At 69.5% G+C, this 19,062-nt stretch carries 19 protein-coding genes and 2 tRNA genes; 16 read left to right on the top strand and 5 right to left on the bottom strand.

What is annotated here, in order from left to right:
* Nucleotides 1-2 precede the first annotated feature (2 nt).
* Complete coding sequence (locus ACEN9V_RS05370; protein WP_413602428.1) at nucleotides 3-596, bottom strand: hypothetical protein; 594 nt, start codon at nucleotides 594-596, stop codon at nucleotides 3-5.
* A 106-nt stretch (nucleotides 597-702) separates the two neighbouring features.
* Between ACEN9V_RS05370 and ACEN9V_RS05365 the strand changes: the two genes are divergently transcribed.
* From ACEN9V_RS05365 to ACEN9V_RS05355, 3 genes are read left to right on the top strand one after another with little or no spacing between them, the layout of a single operon-like run.
* Complete coding sequence (locus ACEN9V_RS05365) at nucleotides 703-2,121, top strand: histidine kinase (protein WP_413602427.1); 1,419 nt, start codon at nucleotides 703-705, stop codon at nucleotides 2,119-2,121.
* 28 nt (nucleotides 2,122-2,149) lie between these two features.
* A complete protein-coding gene (locus ACEN9V_RS05360; RefSeq protein ID WP_402729211.1) occupies nucleotides 2,150-2,812 on the top strand; it encodes a response regulator in 663 nt (220 codons plus the stop codon).
* On the top strand, nucleotides 2,809-3,678 hold the full coding sequence (locus ACEN9V_RS05355) for an EamA family transporter (protein ID WP_413602426.1): 870 nt from the start codon (nucleotides 2,809-2,811) through the stop codon (nucleotides 3,676-3,678). The genes ACEN9V_RS05360 and ACEN9V_RS05355 overlap by 4 nt, the downstream gene beginning before the upstream one ends.
* Here ACEN9V_RS05355 and ACEN9V_RS05350 read toward each other — a convergent pair.
* From ACEN9V_RS05350 to ACEN9V_RS05340, 3 genes are all read right to left on the bottom strand, one after another.
* Nucleotides 3,651-3,803 carry a hypothetical protein gene (locus ACEN9V_RS05350; protein ID WP_281267341.1) on the bottom strand — a complete coding sequence of 51 codons (153 nt, stop codon included), beginning with the start codon at nucleotides 3,801-3,803 and terminating at the stop codon, nucleotides 3,651-3,653. The two genes, ACEN9V_RS05355 and ACEN9V_RS05350, sit on opposite strands and share 28 nt — an antisense overlap.
* 126 nt (nucleotides 3,804-3,929) lie before the next feature.
* Nucleotides 3,930-4,238 carry a hypothetical protein gene (locus ACEN9V_RS05345; protein ID WP_413602425.1) on the bottom strand — a complete coding sequence of 103 codons (309 nt, stop codon included), beginning with the start codon at nucleotides 4,236-4,238 and terminating at the stop codon, nucleotides 3,930-3,932.
* A gap of 83 nt (nucleotides 4,239-4,321) precedes the next feature.
* Nucleotides 4,322-5,353, bottom strand: a complete 1,032-nt coding sequence (locus tag ACEN9V_RS05340; protein ID WP_413602424.1) for a LacI family DNA-binding transcriptional regulator — start codon at nucleotides 5,351-5,353, stop codon at nucleotides 4,322-4,324.
* Nucleotides 5,354-5,457: 104 nt separating this feature from the next.
* Between ACEN9V_RS05340 and ACEN9V_RS05335 the strand changes: the two genes are divergently transcribed.
* The 8 genes from ACEN9V_RS05335 to ACEN9V_RS05300 all read left to right on the top strand — a co-directional run bounded on the left by ACEN9V_RS05335 (nucleotide 5,458) and on the right by ACEN9V_RS05300 (nucleotide 15,466).
* Nucleotides 5,458-6,744 carry an ABC transporter substrate-binding protein gene (locus ACEN9V_RS05335; protein WP_402729215.1) on the top strand — a complete coding sequence of 429 codons (1,287 nt, stop codon included), beginning with the start codon at nucleotides 5,458-5,460 and terminating at the stop codon, nucleotides 6,742-6,744.
* 35 nt (nucleotides 6,745-6,779) lie between these two features.
* A complete protein-coding gene (locus tag ACEN9V_RS05330) occupies nucleotides 6,780-7,658 on the top strand; it encodes a carbohydrate ABC transporter permease (protein WP_281267345.1) in 879 nt (292 codons plus the stop codon).
* Nucleotides 7,655-8,617 carry a carbohydrate ABC transporter permease gene (locus ACEN9V_RS05325; RefSeq protein ID WP_413602423.1) on the top strand — a complete coding sequence of 321 codons (963 nt, stop codon included), beginning with the start codon at nucleotides 7,655-7,657 and terminating at the stop codon, nucleotides 8,615-8,617. The genes ACEN9V_RS05330 and ACEN9V_RS05325 overlap by 4 nt, the downstream gene beginning before the upstream one ends.
* Nucleotides 8,617-10,005 carry a glycoside hydrolase 5 family protein gene (locus ACEN9V_RS05320; RefSeq protein ID WP_413602422.1) on the top strand — a complete coding sequence of 463 codons (1,389 nt, stop codon included), beginning with the start codon at nucleotides 8,617-8,619 and terminating at the stop codon, nucleotides 10,003-10,005. Before ACEN9V_RS05325 ends, ACEN9V_RS05320 begins: the two co-directional genes overlap by 1 nt.
* 24 nt (nucleotides 10,006-10,029) lie before the next feature.
* Nucleotides 10,030-13,047: an alpha-mannosidase gene (locus ACEN9V_RS05315; RefSeq protein WP_413602421.1), complete on the top strand. Its 3,018-nt coding sequence runs from the start codon at nucleotides 10,030-10,032 to the stop codon at nucleotides 13,045-13,047.
* A gap of 46 nt (nucleotides 13,048-13,093) precedes the next feature.
* The gene (locus tag ACEN9V_RS05310) at nucleotides 13,094-14,008 is read left to right on the top strand and encodes an endo-beta-N-acetylglucosaminidase H (protein WP_402729219.1); all 915 of its coding nucleotides are present in this window, start codon (nucleotides 13,094-13,096) and stop codon (nucleotides 14,006-14,008) included.
* Nucleotides 14,009-14,107: 99 nt separating this feature from the next.
* Entirely contained in the window at nucleotides 14,108-14,977 is an 870-nt protein-coding gene (locus ACEN9V_RS05305) for an aminoglycoside phosphotransferase family protein (RefSeq protein WP_413602420.1), read from the top strand.
* Between the two features lie 99 nt (nucleotides 14,978-15,076).
* A complete protein-coding gene (locus ACEN9V_RS05300; protein ID WP_413602419.1) occupies nucleotides 15,077-15,466 on the top strand; it encodes a hypothetical protein in 390 nt (129 codons plus the stop codon).
* Here the strand turns inward: ACEN9V_RS05300 and ACEN9V_RS05295 are convergent.
* Nucleotides 15,455-15,528: transfer RNA gene (locus ACEN9V_RS05295), tRNA-Gly, on the bottom strand. The two genes, ACEN9V_RS05300 and ACEN9V_RS05295, sit on opposite strands and share 12 nt — an antisense overlap.
* Before the next feature lie 53 nt (nucleotides 15,529-15,581).
* Here ACEN9V_RS05295 and ACEN9V_RS05290 point away from each other — a divergent pair.
* The 5 genes from ACEN9V_RS05290 (at nucleotide 15,582) to ACEN9V_RS05270 (ending at nucleotide 18,823) form a co-directional block, all read left to right on the top strand.
* Nucleotides 15,582-15,872 (top strand): hypothetical protein, encoded by a 291-nt coding sequence (locus ACEN9V_RS05290; RefSeq protein WP_413602418.1) that lies wholly within the window; start codon nucleotides 15,582-15,584, stop codon nucleotides 15,870-15,872.
* 57 nt (nucleotides 15,873-15,929) lie between these two features.
* A tRNA-Pro gene (locus ACEN9V_RS05285) sits at nucleotides 15,930-16,006 on the top strand.
* A 35-nt stretch (nucleotides 16,007-16,041) separates the two neighbouring features.
* Nucleotides 16,042-17,352, top strand: coding sequence for a trigger factor (gene tig, locus ACEN9V_RS05280; RefSeq protein ID WP_413602417.1), 1,311 nt, complete (start codon nucleotides 16,042-16,044; stop codon nucleotides 17,350-17,352).
* Between the two features lie 155 nt (nucleotides 17,353-17,507).
* On the top strand, nucleotides 17,508-18,137 hold the full coding sequence (locus ACEN9V_RS05275; RefSeq protein ID WP_281267357.1) for an ATP-dependent Clp protease proteolytic subunit: 630 nt from the start codon (nucleotides 17,508-17,510) through the stop codon (nucleotides 18,135-18,137).
* A gap of 26 nt (nucleotides 18,138-18,163) precedes the next feature.
* Nucleotides 18,164-18,823: an ATP-dependent Clp protease proteolytic subunit gene (locus tag ACEN9V_RS05270; RefSeq protein ID WP_281267358.1), complete on the top strand. Its 660-nt coding sequence runs from the start codon at nucleotides 18,164-18,166 to the stop codon at nucleotides 18,821-18,823.
* Nucleotides 18,824-19,062 lie beyond the last annotated feature (239 nt).

Genomic DNA, 19,062 nt, shown 5'->3' with positions numbered 1-19,062 from the left:
TGTCAGCGCACGTCTGCCGTGGTCCAGAGGTACCGCGCTCCGGAACGGACCGGACGGAGGAGCGGGCCGACGAAGAGCGCGGCGGCGGCGAGGAACGCGACGATCTGGGCGACCGCCGGGATCGCGAAGAGGACGCTGAGCATGGTCTGTGTCACCTGTGGAAGGGCCGCGAACCAGAGTCCGAGTCCACCGAGCAGCCACACCGCGGCGGCGACGGCGATCACCCAGCCGGCGATCCGCGTCGCGCCGGTGCTGCGCCGGAGCACCACGACGCCGAACGCGATCAGCAGGGCTTCCGACGCGATCGACAGGATCGTCGAGACCGGGAACGACAGCGCACCCAGTGGGACCCAGCTCAGCGCGGAGCAGAGCGCCGCCAGTGCGAACCCGAGCGTCGTGCGGTCGCTCTGACGCCACGCGACCCACCCCACGACGACCGCCGCGAGCCCGCCGAGGACGGCGCCGACGCGCAGGGCGACCGTCCCCGGGTCCCACTGCGTCAGGGTCACCAGGCCCGCGAAACCGCTCAGCGCGGGGACGAGGGCGGCGACGACCGCGGCGAGGGCGATCCATCGGTCTCGAACAGCTGCGTCCATGGATGCAACATACTGTGCGCGGTCCGAGCGGGGTGGGGTTATCCCCACCCCGGATCCGGGAGGGGGCAGGATGGGGTGGGAAGCCCGTGTTCGCGAGGCTTGAGCCATGACCGACACCGACCGTCTCGACCAGGCAATCACCGTGCCGCTGGACGACGCCATCCCCGCACCGCCAGGAGCCACACCGCCCATGCCCCCGCAGCCCACCGCAGGCTCGTTCTACCGCGAGGCATGGAAGCGGCTCCCGCGCGACTTCGGCTACATGGCGCTGACGGCGGTGCTGCTCTGCACGCTCTACTTCGTCTTCCCCGCTGCGGTCCTCGGCGGCGGGTTCCGCGACCTCTTCAACCCGTTCGTCCTGCTGATGTTCTTCATCGCGCTGTTCGTGGCGCGGTGGCTCGGGCAGTTCGAGCGGCTCCGCATCTCGTGGGCCGACCCGCGGCCGATCCGCCCCGTGGACTGGACGCCGCGCTGGCAGCAGAACTGGTGGACGCGGACGGGCTCGGCGGTCGCGAACCCGCACTACTGGCTGTACCTGCTGCACGCTGCGGTCGTCTACCCGCTCACCGCGCTCGTCACGGTGGGCGCCGGTGCGGTGCTCGTCGTCGGGTTCTTCGGGCCGTTCGTCGCCGGGTTCACCGCGCTGCGCTACGGCTGGGACATCAACGTCTTCCTGATGCAGAACAGCTTCGACCAGAGCTGGGCGTGGATCCTCGGGGCGCTGGCCTGCGCCGTGAGCGTCTCGGCCTCGGTCGTGCTGTTCCCGCTCTGGGCACGCGGTTCCGTACTCGCGCACTACTGGGTCGACTTCGGGCTGCTCGGCGGATTCCGTGCCGAGGTGCTCGAGCGTCGGGTCGCCGGGCTCCAGGCCTCCCGCGCTGGTGCGGTGACCGCAGAGGGACAGGCGCTCCGACAGATCGAGCGTGACCTGCACGACGGCCCGCAGCAGCGCCTCGTGCGGCTGCGGATGGACCTCTCGGCCGCCGAGCGCGCGTTCGACAAGGACCCGGACAAGGCGAAGCAGCTCATCGGCGAGGCGTCGGAGCACGCGAAGGACGCCCTCGACGAGCTCCGCGCACTCTCCCGCGGGTTCGCGCCGCCGATCCTGCTCGACCGCGGGCTGGTCGCAGCGCTCGAGGCCCTCGTCGCACGCACCCCCATCCCCGTCGGCCTCGACGTCCGCCTGCCGGACGGGCTCGAGCTCGCGACGGAGATCCAGCGGAACGTGTACTTCACGGTGTCCGAGCTCCTGACGAACACCACGAAGCACGCCGGAGCGTCGACGGCCGGGGTGTACCTGGGGCTCGTGGTGGACGCCTCCTCGGTCTGGTACCTCACGGTCAGCGTCACGGACGACGGCGTCGGGGGAGCGAGCGTGCAGGAGGGCCACGGCATCGAGGGGCTCATGGGGCGCATGCGAGCCCTCGACGGCGAGCTGACGGTGTCGAGCCCCGAGGGTGGTCCGACCGAGGCCACCGCGCGCATCCCGCTCGGCGCACTGAACGGAGTGCCGACCGCCCGCTAGGGTCCCCGTCTCCCGCTAGGGTTGGGGCATGACCGACGGCCCGGATGCAGCACGCATCCGGGCCGTCGTCGTCGACGACGCGGTGCTGCTCCGCGAGGGACTGTCCCGCGTCCTCGACGAAGCGGGCATCGAGGTCGTCGGGCAGTACGCCGACGCCGTCTCGTTCCTCGCGACGCTGCCCGACGGCGCCCCCGACGTCGTGATCATGGACGTCCGGATGCCGCCGACCTTCACCGACGAAGGCGTCCGCGCCGCCGTCGAGACCCGCCGACTCGCACCGGCCACGGGTGTGCTGCTCCTCTCGCAGTACGTCGAGGCCACCTACGCCGAGGACGTCCTGGCGTCGGGCTCGTCGGGCATCGGCTACCTGCTCAAGGACCGCGTCACGAGGCTCGAGGAGATCGACGACGCCGTGCGACGGATCGCCTCCGGCGGCACCGTCCTCGACCCCGAGGTCGTCACGCAGCTGATGAGCCGCCGCCGCGATCCGCTCGAGGCGCTCACGCCGCGCGAGCGCGAGGTCCTGGGGCTGATGGCAGAGGGCCGGACCAACGCCGCCATCGCCCGAGCACTCGTCATCGGCACCGGCGCCGTCGAGAAGCACGTGTCGAGCATCTTCGCCAAGCTCGCGCTCGAGGACACCGGCGAGGACCACCGTCGCGTCCTCGCCGTGCTCGCCTACCTGGGATGAAGCGGGAGCCCGCTCGGATGACCCGCGTGCCCGCGCCGCTGCTGGCGCTCGCCGCGATCGTCTCCGTGCAGCTCGGCGCCGCCATCGCGAAGACCCGCTTCGACGAGGTCGGCTCCGTCGGTGCCGCTACGCTCCGGCTCGTGATCGGTGCGGTCGTGCTCGCACTCGTCATCCGTCCCCGTGTCCGGCACTGGAACCGGGCGCAGTGGCTCGGCGCGATCGGCCTCGGCCTGGCGCTCGGCGGCATGAACGTGTTCATCTACCTGGCCTTCGCGAGCATCCCCATCGGGGTCGCCGTGACGATCGAGTTCCTCGGCCCACTCACGCTGTCGCTCGTGCACACCCGACGGTGGCGCGACGTGCTCTGGGCGGTCCTGGCGCTCGCCGGTGTCGTCCTGCTCGGTGTCGGCCCGTCCGCGGTCACGCAGCTCGGGGGCATCGCGTTCGCCGTGGCCGCCGCGGTGTGCTGGGCCGGCTACATCGTGATGAACCGGCACGTCGGATCGATCATCCCCGGCGTCGACGGACTCGCGGTGTCGATGGTCGTCGCGATGCTGGTGTCCCTGCCGTTCGGACTCCGCACCGCGGTGACGGGCATCGTCGCCGACCCGACGCTGCTCATCGTCTTCGGTGCCGTCGCGGTGCTGTCGAGCGTGCTGCCCTACGCGTTGGAGATGCTCGCGCTCCGGCGGATGCCGACGCGCGTGTTCGGCATCCTGCAGAGCCTCGGCCCCGCGGTCGCCGCGCTCGCCGGACTCCTCGTGCTCCACGAGGCGTTGTCGCTCGTCGAAGTCCTGGCGCTCGCGTGCGTCACCGCGGCGAGCGTCGGCGTGACCGTCTACTCCTCGCGGAGGAAGTCGGCGTAGGTCGGTTCGTGCTGCTCACCCGACAGGAGCGCCGGATCGTTCACGCGGCGGTCGACGTAGGCGGCGATGACCTCGGGCGGCGTGAGCACGTGTGCGACCCAGGACGGCACCTCACTGCGCTTCATCGTGCCTCCTTCCGGTCGTGCGTTCCGAGCCAGAAATCTCGATGATCGAGATTCTTTGCGTCCCCGCACTCCGTAAACGATCTCGCTCGTGGTGTGTTGTGTCAATCGAGTGCGTCATACGGACTCTCAGCGCCCGTTGCGCCCCTGATCGGCCCTGAGTGTCCGGTGTTTGACGGCTGATCGCCAGACCCACGCCTCGGCCTGTTGCCCGAACTGCGCCCATTCGACGAGCACGGCATCGCGGGTCCAGCTCTTCGCGAACGCCTTGACGCGCACGTGGAAGGTCGGGAACTGGATCCACGCCCACACCGGCACGGGCGTCACGGCGTGGCACGCATCCGGTCCGCGGGCGTCGTCGGACAGGGAGTAGGCGCGCGGGCGTTCGACCTCCGGGTGCTCCGGGGGCTGCCACCGGTTCTCGCGACGCCGTCCCACGACGGTATTCGAACGTGTGTTCGAACGGCCGTCAAGTCGTGCGCGCCGAGCGGCCCGCGCGCGAACGCGCTGTGGGCGTGTCGTCAGGCCGGTGCCGGCCCCGTCGACTCGCGCACGCTGAGGGTCAGGAGCGGCCCCGGCTCGGACGGCAGCACGGTCTCGAGGTCGATCTGCCGACGCAGCAGGGTCGCCGCGCGCTGCCCGAGCTCGACGGTGTCACGGGTCAGGGATGTGATCGCGGGTCGGACGAGCTGGATCATCGCCGAGTCGTCGAACGACACGATGGACACGGCACCCGGCACCGACCGGCGCATCTCGCTCGCGACGCCGAGGCCGGCGACGGCGAGCACGTCGTTGTCGTACACGATCGCCGTCGGTGGTGCCGCGCGGGAGAGGAGGTCCCTGGTCGCGGCGGCACCGCTCTCGGCCGAGTAGTCGGTGGGGATCGAGACGGTCTCGGTGAGCCCGTGCGTCGACGAGAACGAGCGGAGTCGGTCGATCCGCATCGCGGTGTGCTCGAACTCCGGACGCCCGGCCACGTGAGCGATCCGCCGGTGCCCGAGTGCGTGCAGGTAGCGGAACACGGTGTCCGCCGCCTCCGAGTCGTCGATCCACACGCTCGGCGCTGCGCCGGTGCTGGACGGGTGCGATCCGACGACGACGGTCGGCATGCCGAGGTCGGCGAGCAGTCGGAGTCGCGGATCGTCGCGCCGCGGGTCGATGAGCACGACACCGTCCACCCGGTGCCCGCTCCACCAGTCGCGGTAGGTCTGGAGCTCTTCCTCGGCATCGCGGGCGACGAGCAGGTTCATCCCGACGTGTGATCCCGCGAGACCGAGTTGGATGCCGGAGATCAGGTCGCCGAAGAAGGACTCCGTGCCGAGTGTGCGAGCGGGCCGGTTCAGCACGAACCCGATCGACCCGGCCCGAGCGCCCCCGAGCGCCCGCGCCGCGGTGTGCGGCTGCCAGTCGAGTTCGCGCGCGACCGCGCGCACCCTGGCGCGGGTCGCGTCGGACACCCCGGGGCGGTCGTTCAGCGCGAACGACACGGCGCTGATCGACACGCCGGCCTTCGCGGCGATGTCCGCGATCGTCGTTCGTCGCTTGCTGGCCATGGGCTTGACTATAGCGTTTTAGTTCTTCATAGTCATGCACATCCACCGGTTCGGCGACCAGGACTGAACCGGTTCAGTCGCCACGAACAAGGGAGTCCGACGCGATGAGAACGACCACACACACCACCGGGCGCGCCATCGCCCTCCTCGCCGGGGCCGCTGCCACGGCGCTCGTCCTCGCCGGCTGCTCCACCGGCGGCGGCGCGTCGAACGGCGACGGCTCGGTCTCCGGCACGATCACGCTCCAGACGTGGGCGCTCACGCCGACGTACACCGGCTACCTCAACGGCGTGATCGCGGACTTCGAGAAGGAGCACCCCGACGCGAAGGTCAAGCTCCAGGACCAGCCCGGCGACGGCTACGCGGACAAGGTCCTCAGCCAGGCATCGAGCAACTCGCTCCCCGACGTCATCAACCTGCCGCCGGACATCGCGCTGCCGCTGGCCAAGCGCGGATTCCTGCAGGACGTGTCGAAGGACGACAGCAAGCTGTCCAGCACCTACGTCGCCGGGGCGCTCGATGCGTACCAGTACAAGGGGCTCGACGGCACGTACGGCTACCCGTGGTACCTCAACACCGACGTCGACTACTGGAACTCCGACATGTTCGCCAAGTGCGGGCTCGACGCGGACAACCCGCCGAAGACCGTCGACGACCTCTTCACGCAGGCCGAGACGATGCACAAGGCCTGCCCCGACGACTACCTGATGAGCCGCAAGCCGGGCCTCAGCGACTTCTCGCTCGCCGGCGTGAAGATCATCAACGCCGACGGCACGAAGTTCACCTTCGCGGACTCGACCAAGGCGGCCGACCTCATCGACCGGTACGCCAAGGCCTACCAGGACGGCCTCATGCCCTCCACGGTCCTGAACAGCGACTACCTCGGCAACTCCACCCTGTTCACGCAGGGCAAGGTCGCGTGGACGACCGGTGGCGCCACCGCGCTCAGCGACATCGAGAAGAACAACCCGTCGCTGCAGGGCAAGGTCACGGTCTCCCCGGCGCTCGACACCCCACCGCTGTACGTGCAGGGCCTGTCGGTGTCGAGCAAGTCGAAGCACCTCGCCACGGCCGAGGCCTTCGCGCAGTTCATGACGAACGCCGACAACCAAGAGGCCTTCGCCCACAAGGTCAACATCTTCCCGTCGACGAAGTCCTCGCAGTCCGACCCGTTCTTCTCGAAGGACGACGGCACCGTGAACGGCAAGGCCCGCGTGCTCGCGAACGAGGCCCTGAAGACCGCGAAGAACCTCAACCCGGTCCAGGCGAACTCCGCGATGACGGACTTCCTCGACCAGCAGATCGCGCTCGCGATGAAGGGCCAGGTGACCGCGAAGCAGGCGCTCGAGACGGCGCAGACGAAGATGAACACCCTGCTCGCCAACGGCTGATCCGGCCCCGAAGAAGAGAGAGAGGGAGGATCGCCATGCGCGCGAATCGTTGGTTCACCCCCTGGCTGCTCGTCCTGCCGGCACTCGTCTGGCTCGTCGCGTTCAGCCTCTGGCCGTCGATCAACACCGTCCGACTGTCGTTCACGAACGCCAGCCCGCTCGGTGGGGTCAGCCGCTGGGTCGGTCTGCAGAACTTCCAGACGCTGCTCGCCGACCCGCAGGTGTGGGAGGCGCTGCTCAACAGCGTCGTCTACATGGCGATCTGCCTGCCGCTCCTGACGGTCCTCCCGCTCCTCATGGCCGTGCTCGTCCAGCAGAAGCTGCCCGGCATCGCCTTCTTCCGCACGGCGTACTACACGCCGGTGATCGCCAGCGCCGTGGTCGTCGGGCTGATCTGGAACTGGATCCTCGACGACCGCGGTGTCATCAACGAGATGGCGCAGTCGCTCGGGATCGTGCACGGGAGCATCCCGTTCCTCACCGACCGGTGGCTCCTGCTGTTCAGCGCGATCAGCCTGACCGTCTGGAAGGGCCTCGGGTACTACATGATCATCTTCCTCGCGGCCCTCGGGAACGTCGGCAAGGAGTTGCACGAGGCCGCAGCGCTCGACGGCGCCGGTGCGGTCCGTCGGTTCTGGTCGGTCACGATGCCCGGCGTCCGCGGCACGATGACCCTCGTCGGGATCCTGGTGTGCGTGAGTGCGCTCCGGGTGTTCAGCGAGCTCTACATCCTGACGAACGGGACGGGCGGCCCCGGCGGCCAGGACAACTCGATCGTCATGCTCATCCAGCAGTACGCGCGGGGCTTCACCGGCAACCTCGGGTACGCGTCGGCACTGAGCCTGTTGCTCTTCGTCGTGACGCTCATCCCGATGCTCGCCCTCGCGCGGATCAACAGCAGGGCGGACCGATGACCAACACGACCACCACCAGCGAACCCGCCCTCGGCGGGGCACAGGGCGCGGCCAGCCCGACGCCGGACGTGGCCGGCGCGACGGGCGGAGGACGAGCCTCCCGTCCTCCCCGCCGCCGCCGGGCCGCCTGGGGCGTCGTGTCCACCCGCGAGAAGGCGATCCGCTACGTCCTCCTCGTCGTGGTGCTCTTCATCACCATCGGGCCGTTCCTCTGGCAGCTCTCGACGTCGCTGAAGGGCGCCGGCGAGGACATCTACACGGCGAACCCGTCGTTCATCCCGACACAACCGACGATCGGCAACTACCTGCGGGTCGGCGACGCGATCCCGGTGTTCGGGTACATCGGCAACTCGCTCGTCGTCGCGGCGATCGACGTCCTCGGGAACATCGTGTTCGCGACCTTCGCCGGCTTCGCCCTCGCCCGGCTCCAGTGGCGCTTCCGCAAGGCCGTCCTCGGACTGTTCCTCGCGACGCTCGTCCTGCCGGGAGAGGCGACGATCATCTCCCAGTTCGTCACCGTGAAGGACCTCGGCCTCGCCGACAACCTGGTCGGCGTCGCCCTGCCGGGCATGATCGCCGCCCTCAACGTGCTGCTCATGTTCAACGCGTTCCGGCAGATCCCGGACGAGATCGACCAGGCCGCGGTGATGGACGGTGCGAACGCCTGGCAGCGGTTGCGGTACATCTCGCTCCCGGCCGTCCAGGGCACGATCGCCGTCATCGCGATCTTCTCGTTCATCGGCGCGTGGGACGACTTCCTCTGGCCGCTCATCGTCCTGCAGTCCCCGGAGAAGCTGACGCTGACCGTCGGGCTCGAGTACCTGCGCGGCACGTTCGGCACCGACCAGCGGCTGATCGCGGCCGGCACCATGATCGCGTTCATCCCGATCGCCGTGATCTTCGCCGTCCTGCAGCGCTTCTTCTTCAAGGGTGTGGAAGAGGGCGGTGTGAAGGGCTGATGCGCTTCGGGGTCAACTACACGCCATCGGTGGGGTGGTTCCACTCGTGGCTCGACTTCTCGTGCTCCGAGACGGCGCGCGACCTCGAGGCGATCGCGTCCCTCGGCGCCGACCACGTGCGGATCTTCCCGCTCTGGCCCGTGGTGCAGCCGAACCGGACGCTGATCAGGGCCTCGGCGCTCGAGGACGTCGCCCGCGTCGTCGACATCGCGGCGTCGTTCGGGCTCGACGTCAACGTCGACGCGCTGCAGGGACACCTGTCGAGCTTCGACTTCCTGCCGTCGTGGCTCGACTCGTGGCACCGTCGGAACATGTTCACCGACCCGGACGTCGTCGACTCGACGGCCGCGTACGTGCACGCCCTCGCCGCGGCGGTGGGTGACCGGCCGAACCTGCTCGGCATCACGATCGGCAACGAGGTCAACCAGTTCGCGCACGCGCCGCACCCGTCCCCGCACGACATCACGGCGGCCGAGGGACACGCGTGGGCGGCACGGATGGTCGCCGCGGCGCGGTCCGGCCTGTCGTCCGGCGCGTCCGGCGCGTCCGGCCCGTCCGGCCTGGAGGCTCGGCACCAGTCCGACGCGTCGCGCGCCTCCGGCAGCGGGTCGGCCCCGGCGCCGCTGGTCACCGTCGCCCAGTACGACGCGGCCTGGTACGACGACGCGCAGCCGTTCGGGCCCGAGCACGCTGCCGACCACGGCGACGCCACCGTCACGCACTCGTGGGTGTTCAACGGCTCGGCCGCGGTGCACGGCGCCCTCGGAGCCGGTTCGGTCCGGCACGGGGAGTACCTGCTGCAGCTCGCGGCGGCGTGGAACCGCGACGCGGCCCGACCGAACTGGCTGCAGGAGGTCGGCGCGCCGACGAACGTCGTGGACGTCGCCGACGCCGGGTCATTCACCGAGCAGACCATCCGGCACGCCCTCGACGTGCAGCACCTGCTCGGGGTGACGTGGTGGTGCTCGCACGACGTGTCCCGCTCACTCGCGGACTTCCCGGAGCTCGAGTACGACCTCGGCCTGCTCACAAACGACGGCCGGGTGAAGCCGACGGGGGAGCGCTTCCGCGAGGTGGCCACCGCCTCCGGCGACACCCGACGTCCCGCGTCCACCGGCTCGGAGCTCGGACTGGTGCTCGACGACGTCGACGCCGCCGGCGCGCCGCTCCCGATGACCAGGGCCGACAGCGCGCCGGGCGGCCGGTTCGCCGCCGCGTGGCTGGCGCTCGCCGAGGAGCACGGCCGCGGCCCGCAGGTGGTCCTGCGCTCGCGCCTCGGCGACACACCGCTCCTCGCCGCACGCGGCATCACCACCTGCGTCGACGTCCCGTCCGACGCCAGCACCTCCACCCCGCTCGCGGTCGCGCACCCCGCGACGATGCCCTGACCCACCCCGTCTCCGGAAGGCACCATGCACGACGACATCCCCCTCACCACCGGCCGAGCCCGACGCGTCCTCGACGAGCGGATCCGACCTGCGGTGCACGCCACGGCGACGCCACTCGAGACCGCGTGGCACGAGCTGCCCGGCGAGCCGATCCCGCCCGCGGAGGGGCTCGCGCTGACGTTCGAGCCGTACGAGGTCGGGACGACCTGGGGTGCGGCGTGGGGGACGACGTGGTTCCGGCTGTCCGGGACGGTGCCGGTCGAGTGGGCCGGTCGGCGGGTGGAGGCCGTGATCGACCTCGGCTTCGACATCAACATGCCGGGGTTCCAGTGCGAGGGGCTCGTGTACCTCGCCGACGGCACCCCGGTGAAGTCGATCAACCCCAGGAACCAGTGGGTGCTCGTCGCGGAGGAGGCCGTCGGCGGAGCGCCCGTCGAGTTCTTCGTCGAGGCGGCGTCGAACCCGGTGCTGCTCGACTACCACCCCTTCCTCGTCACGCACGAGGGCGACATCCAGACCTCGTCGTCGAAGCGGCTGTACACGAGCCGCCGGATGGACCTCGCCGTCTTCGAGTCCGAGGTACACGAGCTCGCACTCGACATCGACGTGCTCCTCGAACTCCAGGCGGAGCTGCCGGAGGGCCCGCGGCGCATGCGCATCCTGCAGGCCCTCGACGACGCGCTCGACGCCCTCGACCTGCAGCACATCGCGGCAACGGCGCCCGATGCCCGCGCGGCGCTCGCCGATGTGCTCGCCTCGCCAGCAGAGGCATCTGCACACCGGATCTCCGCCGTCGGGCACGCACACATCGACTCCGCATGGCTCTGGCCGGTGCGGGAGACCATCCGGAAGGTCGCGCGGACGTCGTCCACGATGACGGAGCTCATCGACCAGACCGACGACTTCCTCTACGGCATGTCCAGCGCGCAGCAGTACGCCTGGATCAAGGAACACCGGCCTGAGGTCTACGCCAGGGTCAAGGACGCCGTCGCCGCCGGACGCTTCCTGCCGCTCGGCGGGATGTGGGTCGAATCCGACACGGTGATGCCGACCGGCGAGAGCATCGTGCGCCAGTTCACGCAGGGACAGCGGTTCTTCGAGCGTGAGTTCGGCATCCGCCCGAAGGGCGTGTGGCTGCCGGACAGCTTCGGGTACTCGCCGGCTCTGCCGCAGCTGATGCGCCGCGCGGGCTTCGAGTGGTTCTTCACGCAGAAGATCTCGTGGAACCAGGTGAACAAGTTCCCGCACCACACGTTCCTGTGGGAGGGCATCGACGGATCGCGGGTGTTCTCGCACTTCCCGTCGATGGACACGTACAACTCGCGGCTGTCCGGGTCCGAGGTCGCCAAGGCATCGCGGCAGTTCCGGGAGAACCGGCTGGCGTCGGGGTCGATCGCCCCGGTGGGCTGGGGCGACGGCGGCGGTGGGACCACGCGTGAGATGACCGGTACCGCTGCGCGGCTGGCCGACCTCGAGGGGAGCGCCCGCGTGACGTGGGAGCATCCCGACGTGTTCTTCGACCGGGCGAAGGCCGAACTGCCCGATCCGCCGGTGTGGGTGGGGGAGCTCTACCTCGAGCTGCACCGTGCCACGCTGACCAGCCAACACCAGACCAAGCAGGGCAACCGTCGGAGCGAGCACCTGCTCGAGGAGGCTGAGCTGTGGGCCGCGACCGCCGCCGCCCGGACCGACTTCGTCTACCCGTACGACGAACTCGACGCGCTCTGGCAGCAGGTGCTCCTCCAGCAGTTCCACGACATCCTCCCCGGCACGTCGATCGCGTGGGTCCACCGCGAGGCGGTGGCGAAGTACGCGGAGGTCGCGGACCGCCTGGAGGCCCTCATCGCCGCCGCCCTGTCGGCGCTCGTCGGCGCCGGGGACCGGACCGTCGTGGCCAACCCGGCCCCGAGCCTCCAGTCCGGCGCCTCCGCGCTCGGCGCGACGCTCGCCGCGGACGTCACCGTCGCGGCCCCGGTCGCCCTCGACGCGGTCGACGGCGGGTTCGTGCTCACGAACGACCTGGTGCGCGTCGTCGTCGACGCCAGGGGGCTCGTCACCAGCGCGGCCGACCGCAGCACCGGACGAGAGGCGATCGCGCCGGGACAGGCGGCGAACCTGCTCCAGCTCCACCAGGACTTCCCGAACATGTGGGACGCGTGGGACGTCGACCGGTACTACCGGAACCGGGTCGAGGACCTCGACGAGGTGACCGCGCTCACCGGCTCGGTCGACGCGGACGGCACCGCCCGGGTCGTGGTGGAGCGGGCGTTCAGCGCGTCGACGCTGACGCAGGAGATCACCCTCGCGCCGGGATCGCGCACCCTGGAGATCGACCAGACGACCGACTGGCACGAGACCGAGAAGTTCCTCAAGGTCGCCTTCCCGCTCGACGTCCGCGCCGAGCACACCATCGCCGAGACCCAGTTCGGCGCGCAGAAGCGTGCGACGCACACGAACACCTCGTGGGAGGCCGCGAAGTTCGAGACCTCGATGCACCGCTACGTGCTCGTCGAGGAGCCCGGGTTCGGGGTCGCCCTGGTCAACGACTCCATCCACGGGTTCGACACCACCCGCGACGCCGTCGACGGGCACGTCACCACGACGGTCCGGCTCTCGCTCCTCCGCGCGCCGCGGTTCCCCGACCCGGAGACCGACCAGGGTGTGCAGACGCACCGGTTCGGGCTCGTCATCGGGACCGACATCGCAGGGGCCACGACCGCCGGGACGCTCATGAACACGGCGTCGCGCACCGTCACGGGCGACCATGGCTTCGCGCCCCTCGTGCAGGTGTCCGGCGACGTCGTGGTGTCGAGCGTGAAGCTCGCCGACGACCGCTCCGGCGACCTCGTCGTGCGGGTGTACGAGCCTGCGGGCCGCCGGGGGACCGGTTCGATCGCCGTCGACGGGCCCTTCGGCGACCCCGTCGAGGTCTCGCTGCTCGAGGAGCCTCTGCCCGAGGGCTCCGCACACACGTCCTCGATCGACGCGGCGTTCGCCGTGGACGCGTTCGAGGTGCGCACGTTCCGCTTCGCGCGGAGCTGAACAACGTCGGCGGCGACCGCCGTCGCGACACTCGAAGAGGAGTGACATGAAGAAGTCGATGAAGTTCGGGATCGTGGCGGCGCTCGCCGCGATGGTGGCGGCACCGCTCGTGCCGACGGCAGCAACGGCGGCGCCTGCGGGGGGTGCCACTCCGGCTGCTGCTGCGACCAAGAGCGGGCCGACGAGCATCGCCTACGTCGAGGTCAACAACGACCAGCTGTCGAACGTCGGGCGGTACACGCTGTCCAACGGGGCGAACGCGTTCGACGTGGCGATCATCTTCGCCGCGAACATCAACTGGAACGGCTCGAAGGCCGTGCTGTACAACAACGACAAGGTCCAGGCGACGCTCGACGCCGCGGCGACGCAGATCAAGCCGCTGCAGGCGAAGGGGATCAAGGTCTCGCTGTCGATCCTCGGCAACCACCAGGGAGCCGGGATCGCGAACTTCCCCTCGCAGGCAGCAGCGCAGGACTTCGCGTCCCAGGTCGCCGCCACGGTCACGAAGTACGGGCTCGACGGGGTCGACCTCGACGACGAGTACTCCGACTACGGCACGAACGGCACCCCGCAGCCGAACGACCAGTCCATCGGGTGGCTCATCACCGCGTTGCGCGCGGACATGCCCGGCAAGCTGATCTCGTTCTACGACATCGGCCCGGCGTCGTCGTCGCTGTCGAAGGCGAGCAGCACCATCGGGTCGAAGCTGAACTACGCGTGGAACCCCTACTACGGCACGTACTCGGCGCCCTCGATCCCCGGCCTCGGCAAGAGCTCGCTGTCGGCCGCCGCGGTCGACATCCAGAACACACCGCAGTCCACCGCGGTGTCGCTCGCACAGCGCACGAAGTCGGACGGCTACGGCGTCTTCATGACGTACAATCTGCCTGGAGGGGACAAGAGCGGGTACGTGTCGTCGTTCACGAACGTGCTCTACGGGCAGGCGGCGGTCTACAAGTAGGGGCGAGTCCCGCGACTCGTTCCGCGGCTCGTTCCGCGAAAGCGACAGTGTGCGGCAGAACTCCCGTCGGACACTGTCGCTCTCCCGTAGCGTTCTGGCATGGAATCCAGCACTGACGCGGTCGGCTGGGCGCGCGCGACCCTCGCGGAGCAGGGCGCCGACGTGCTCGGCGTCGAGGAGGTGCACCGGCGCGCGTGGAGCACCGTCTGGCGCGTGACCACCGGCGACGGCGACCTGTTCCTGAAGTCCGCGCCGGAGGGCGTCTCACCCGAGCCGGCGCTCCTCGACGTGCTTGCGCTGCACGGGGTCCCGCACGTGCAGCGTCCCGTCGCCGTCGAGGGGACCTTCGTCCTGCTGCCGGACGGCGGACCGATCGTCCGCGATGCCGAGGACCGCGAGACCGTGTGGCGTGCGGTGATGCGGCACTACGCCGAGCTGCAGTGGGCGACCGAGCCCGCGGCAGCCGAGGACCTGGTGCGCGCCGGCGTGCCAGACCTCCGGCTCCCGGTGCTCCCTGACGTCACAGCCGAGGTCGTCGCACGGTGGACACCGGAACACCCGGCCGTGCTCGCGCGACTCCGGGACGCCGCGGCCGAGCTCGACGAGCTGCTGCCGATGGCCACGATCGAGCACAGCGACCTGCACGACGGCAACGCGTTCGTGCGGGACGCCGTGCCGTTCGACTGGGGCGACGCCTGCGTGTCGCACCCGTTCCTCAGCCTGCTGGTCGCTGGGCAGGAGGACGTGCCAGGAGCCGTCGACGCGTACCTCGAGACGTTCTTCGGCGAGCCTGGAGTCGCCGAGGATCCCGACGTGCAGCACATCGTGGCGCTGGCGAAGACGGTCGGCGTCGTGCCGCGGGCACTGAGCTGGCAGCGGGCGATCGACGCCGCCGGCGACGCGATGCCCGACGAGTACCGCGATGCCCCGCGGCAGTGGCTCCTGACCCTCGTCGACGGAGCACGCTGAGCGGTTCTCCACAGATCGTCACGCCCCTCGAGTTCGCGCTACCTCGCCAACCGCGAGCACCGAACGACCCGCCGAGACTGCTGGTGACTGGAGGCCATGATGACGAGCTCCTTCCTGCGTCTCGAGTGCGAAACACTCGGCGCTGACGCCGAGCAGGTCCGGGCCGACTTCGAAGCATCCGCCGAAGCGCTGTACGAGATGGACGGCGTCTTCGACCAGGACGTCGAAGCGGATCTGTCGCGGAAGACCCTGACCTTCTCGCTCGGCGTCACGTCATCGAGTGAAGTTCGCGCGCTCGAGACCGCGATCACTGCTGTTCGAACGGCGTTGCACGCTGCGGGCGGCGGGACACCGGGCTGGGAAGACCACTCCCGGATGCTGCGCCAGGAGATCGAGTCGGACTCCCTGGGGCACATCCCCGCTGAGCGTCGGCGCAGTGCCGGTTCCTTTTGTGGAGGGGATGGCCGGTCCGCCTTGTGGAGGGGATGACGGGAATCGAACCCGCGTAGCCAGTTTGGAAGACTGGGGCTCTACCATTGAGCTACATCCCCGCGCCTGCGCACGAAGCGCAGCCCCACCACTGTAGCGGACGAACACACCCCTCATGGTCCTCTTGCCACCAGACGAGTCGTCCCAGCGCACGATCAAGCGTTCCCGCGTGCTCTCCTACGTCCTGGTGGCGCTCGCCGCGGTGGTCCTGTCGCTCCGCCCCGACCTGTTCGGCGACCCGCAGGCCCAGCCGGCGCACGCGCTCCTGCACGTCTGGCGGATCGTCCTCGGCATCGTCCTGGCGGTCGCCGCACTCGGGGTACAGGTCCTCGTCGGCGTGCGCTGGAGACGGAGTCTGCGCACAGACTCCCGAGCTCCCGGGAACCGCGGACCACATCCCCGCTAGACTCATCGGCGTCGCGTGCGCCCCTTCGGCGTGCGCGAGCACCCTGGCTCAGACAAACGGGGCGTAGCTCAGCTTGGTAGAGCGCCCGCTTTGGGAGCGGGAGGTCGCAGGTTCGAATCCTGTCGCCCCGACCAGGACACATCACCGCCAACCATCAGGAGAACCCCCCTTGGCCAACAGCACCGTCGACAAGGTGAGCGAGACCCGCGTCAAGCTCACGGTGAACGTGACGCCGGAAGAGCTCAAGCCGAGCATCGACCACGCGTACAAGCACATCGCCGAGCAGATCAACATCCCCGGCTTCCGCAAGGGCAAGGTCCCGCCGGCGATCGTCGACCAGCGTGTCGGCCGCGGCGAGGTCCTGAACCACGCCGTCGGCGACGCGATCGACACCTTCTACCGCCAGGCGGTCGAAGAGCAGGAGCTCCGCATCCTCGGCCGTGCCGAGGCGGACGTCGCCGAGCTCCCGAACGTCAAGGACTTCACCGGCGACCTCGTCCTCACCTTCGAGGTGGACGTGCGTCCGGAGTTCGACCTCCCCGACTACAGCTCCTACGAGCTGACGGTCGACGCGGTCGAGGTCTCCGACGAGGAGATCGAAGAGGAGCTGCAGAACCTGCGCACCCGCTTCGGCACGCTCGTCACGGTGGACCGTCCGGCGACCAAGGGTGACTTCGCCCAGATCGACCTGACCGCGACCATCGGCGACGACGAGGTCGACTCGGCCACGGGCGTGTCCTACGAGCTCGGCTCCGGCGACCTGCTCGAGGGCATCGACGAGGCGCTCGAGTCGCTCACCGCCGGTGAGTCCACCACGTTCGAGTCCACGCTCGTCGGTGGCGACCGCGAGGGCGAGACCGCACAGATCGCCGTGACCGTCACCGCTGTCAAGGAGCGCGAGCTCCCCGAGGCCGACGACGAGTTCGCGCAGATCGCGTCGCAGTTCGACACCATCGAGGAGCTCAAGGCCGACCTCAAGGAGCAGATCGCGAAGTCCAAGACCTTCGGTCAGGGCGCAGCGGCTCGCGACAAGCTCGTCGAGAAGCTCCTCGAGGACGTCGAGATCCCGATCTCGGAGAAGCTCATCGAGGACGAGGTCCACCGTCACCTCGAGCAGGAGAACCGCCTCGAGGACGACGAGCACCGCAAGGAGGTCGCCGAGTCCAGCGAGACCGCCTTCCGCTCGCAGATCCTCCTCGACTCCATCGCCGAGAAGGAGTCGATCCAGGTCTCGCAGGAAGAACTCACGCAGTACCTGATCCAGGCCGCCGCGCAGTACGGCATGGAGCCGGGCGAGTTCATCAAGGTCATCGACCAGAACGGGCAGATCCCCGGCATGGTCGGCGAGGTCGCTCGCTCGAAGGCCGTCGCGACGGTCCTCTCCAAGGTGACCGTCAAGGACACCGAGGGCAACGACGTCGACCTCTCCGCGTTCACCGCGGGTGTCGCGCAGGAGCCGGCCACGGCCGACGCCGAGTAGTCACCACCCACCGGACGGGAGGCACGGTGCCAGCTGGCACCGTGCCTCCCGTCCGCATTTCCGGCCACCCGCATTGCCGACAGCGAACAGGCGCGAACTGATGCGTTGCAACCGATAAGTTCGACATCAAGCGACAACTGAACGGGAGCTTTTCCATGGCCGAAGCGACACTGAACCCCAGTGTTTTTGACCGCCTTCTGAGAGACCGGATCGTGTGGCTCGGCTCCGAGGTCCGCGACGACAACTCGAACGAGATCGCAGCCAAGCTGCTGCTGCTCGCCGCCGAGGACCCTGAGAAGGACATCTACCTCTACATCAACTCGCCCGGTGGTTCGATCACCGCCGGCATGGCGATCTACGACACGATGCAGTTCGTGCCGAACGACATCGTCACGGTGGGCATCGGCCTCGCCGCCTCGATGGGGCAGTTCCTGCTCTCGTCGGGCACGCCGGGCAAGCGCTACATCACCCCGAACGCGCGCGTGCTGCTGCACCAGCCGTCCGGTGGCTTCGGCGGTACCGCCGCGGACATCCAGACGCAGGCGAAGGTCATCCTCGACATGAAGCAGCGGATGGCCGAACTGACCGCCGAGCAGACCGGCAAGACGGTCGAACAGGTCCTCAAGGACAACGACCGCGACAACTGGTTCACGGCGCAGGAAGCGCTCGACTACGGCTTCGTCGACCACCTCCGCGCGTCCAGCGCCGAGGTCATCGGCGGCGGCGGGACCGTCAGCGACGGCGAGACCCCCACCGCGGCAGCCGACCCCGACGCCCAGTCCTGATCCCCACCGAAGAAAAGGAAACGAGAATGCATCTCCCCATGCTCGGTGGCGCGCAGAACGTCCCGGCTCCCACTGATCGGTACATCCTCCCGAGCTTCGAAGAGCGCACGGCCTACGGCTACAAGCGGCAGGACCCGTACGCGAAGCTGTTCGAGGACCGCATCGTGTTCCTCGGCGTCCAGGTCGACGACGCGTCGGCCGACGACGTCATGGCCCAGCTGCTCGTGCTCGAGTCGATGGACCCGGACCGCGACATCGTGATGTACATCAACTCGCCCGGTGGCTCGTTCACCGCGATGACGGCGATCTACGACACGATGCAGTACATCCGTCCGCAGATCCAGACGGTCTGCCTCGGTCAGGCCGCGTCGGCGGCGTCGGTGCTCCTCGCTGCCGGTACCCCCGGCAAGCGTCTGGCCCTGCCGAACGCCCGCGTCCTCATCCACCAGCCCGCGACCCAGCAGGGTGGCGGCCAGGCGTCGGACATCGAGATCCAGGCGGCGGAGATCCTCCGCATGCGCACCTGGCTCGAGGAGACGCTGTCGAAGCACTCCAACAAGACGCCGGAGCAGGTCAACAGCGACATCGAGCGCGACAAGATCATGTCTGCGGCCGAGGCCGTCGAGTACGGCCTGATCGACCAGGTCCTGACGAGCCGGAAGAACCTCCCCGCACTCGTCAAGTAGCGAACGAAGAGGGCCCCCGCACCGACTGGTGCGGGGGCCCTCTTGCGTGCGCGGGGTGTGCCGGGGCCCGGTGCTCCCGAGACCCGCCGAACGGCCACGACACGCCGCTGGTTGGCCGCCGAGTGGTCGGGAAATGTCGCCCGGCGGGCTGTCGAGCGACGGGCTTCGACCGGTCGGCGGAGCTGAGCGGGGTGTTGTGACCAGTGGGGCCGGGCAGCGTCGCGTCAGGCGTCAGGCGT

This window comes from Curtobacterium sp. Curtsp57 (genome assembly GCF_047324335.1).
GTDB lineage: Bacteria > Actinomycetota > Actinomycetes > Actinomycetales > Microbacteriaceae > Curtobacterium.
This window is presented reverse-complemented; position numbering and strand designations above follow the sequence as displayed.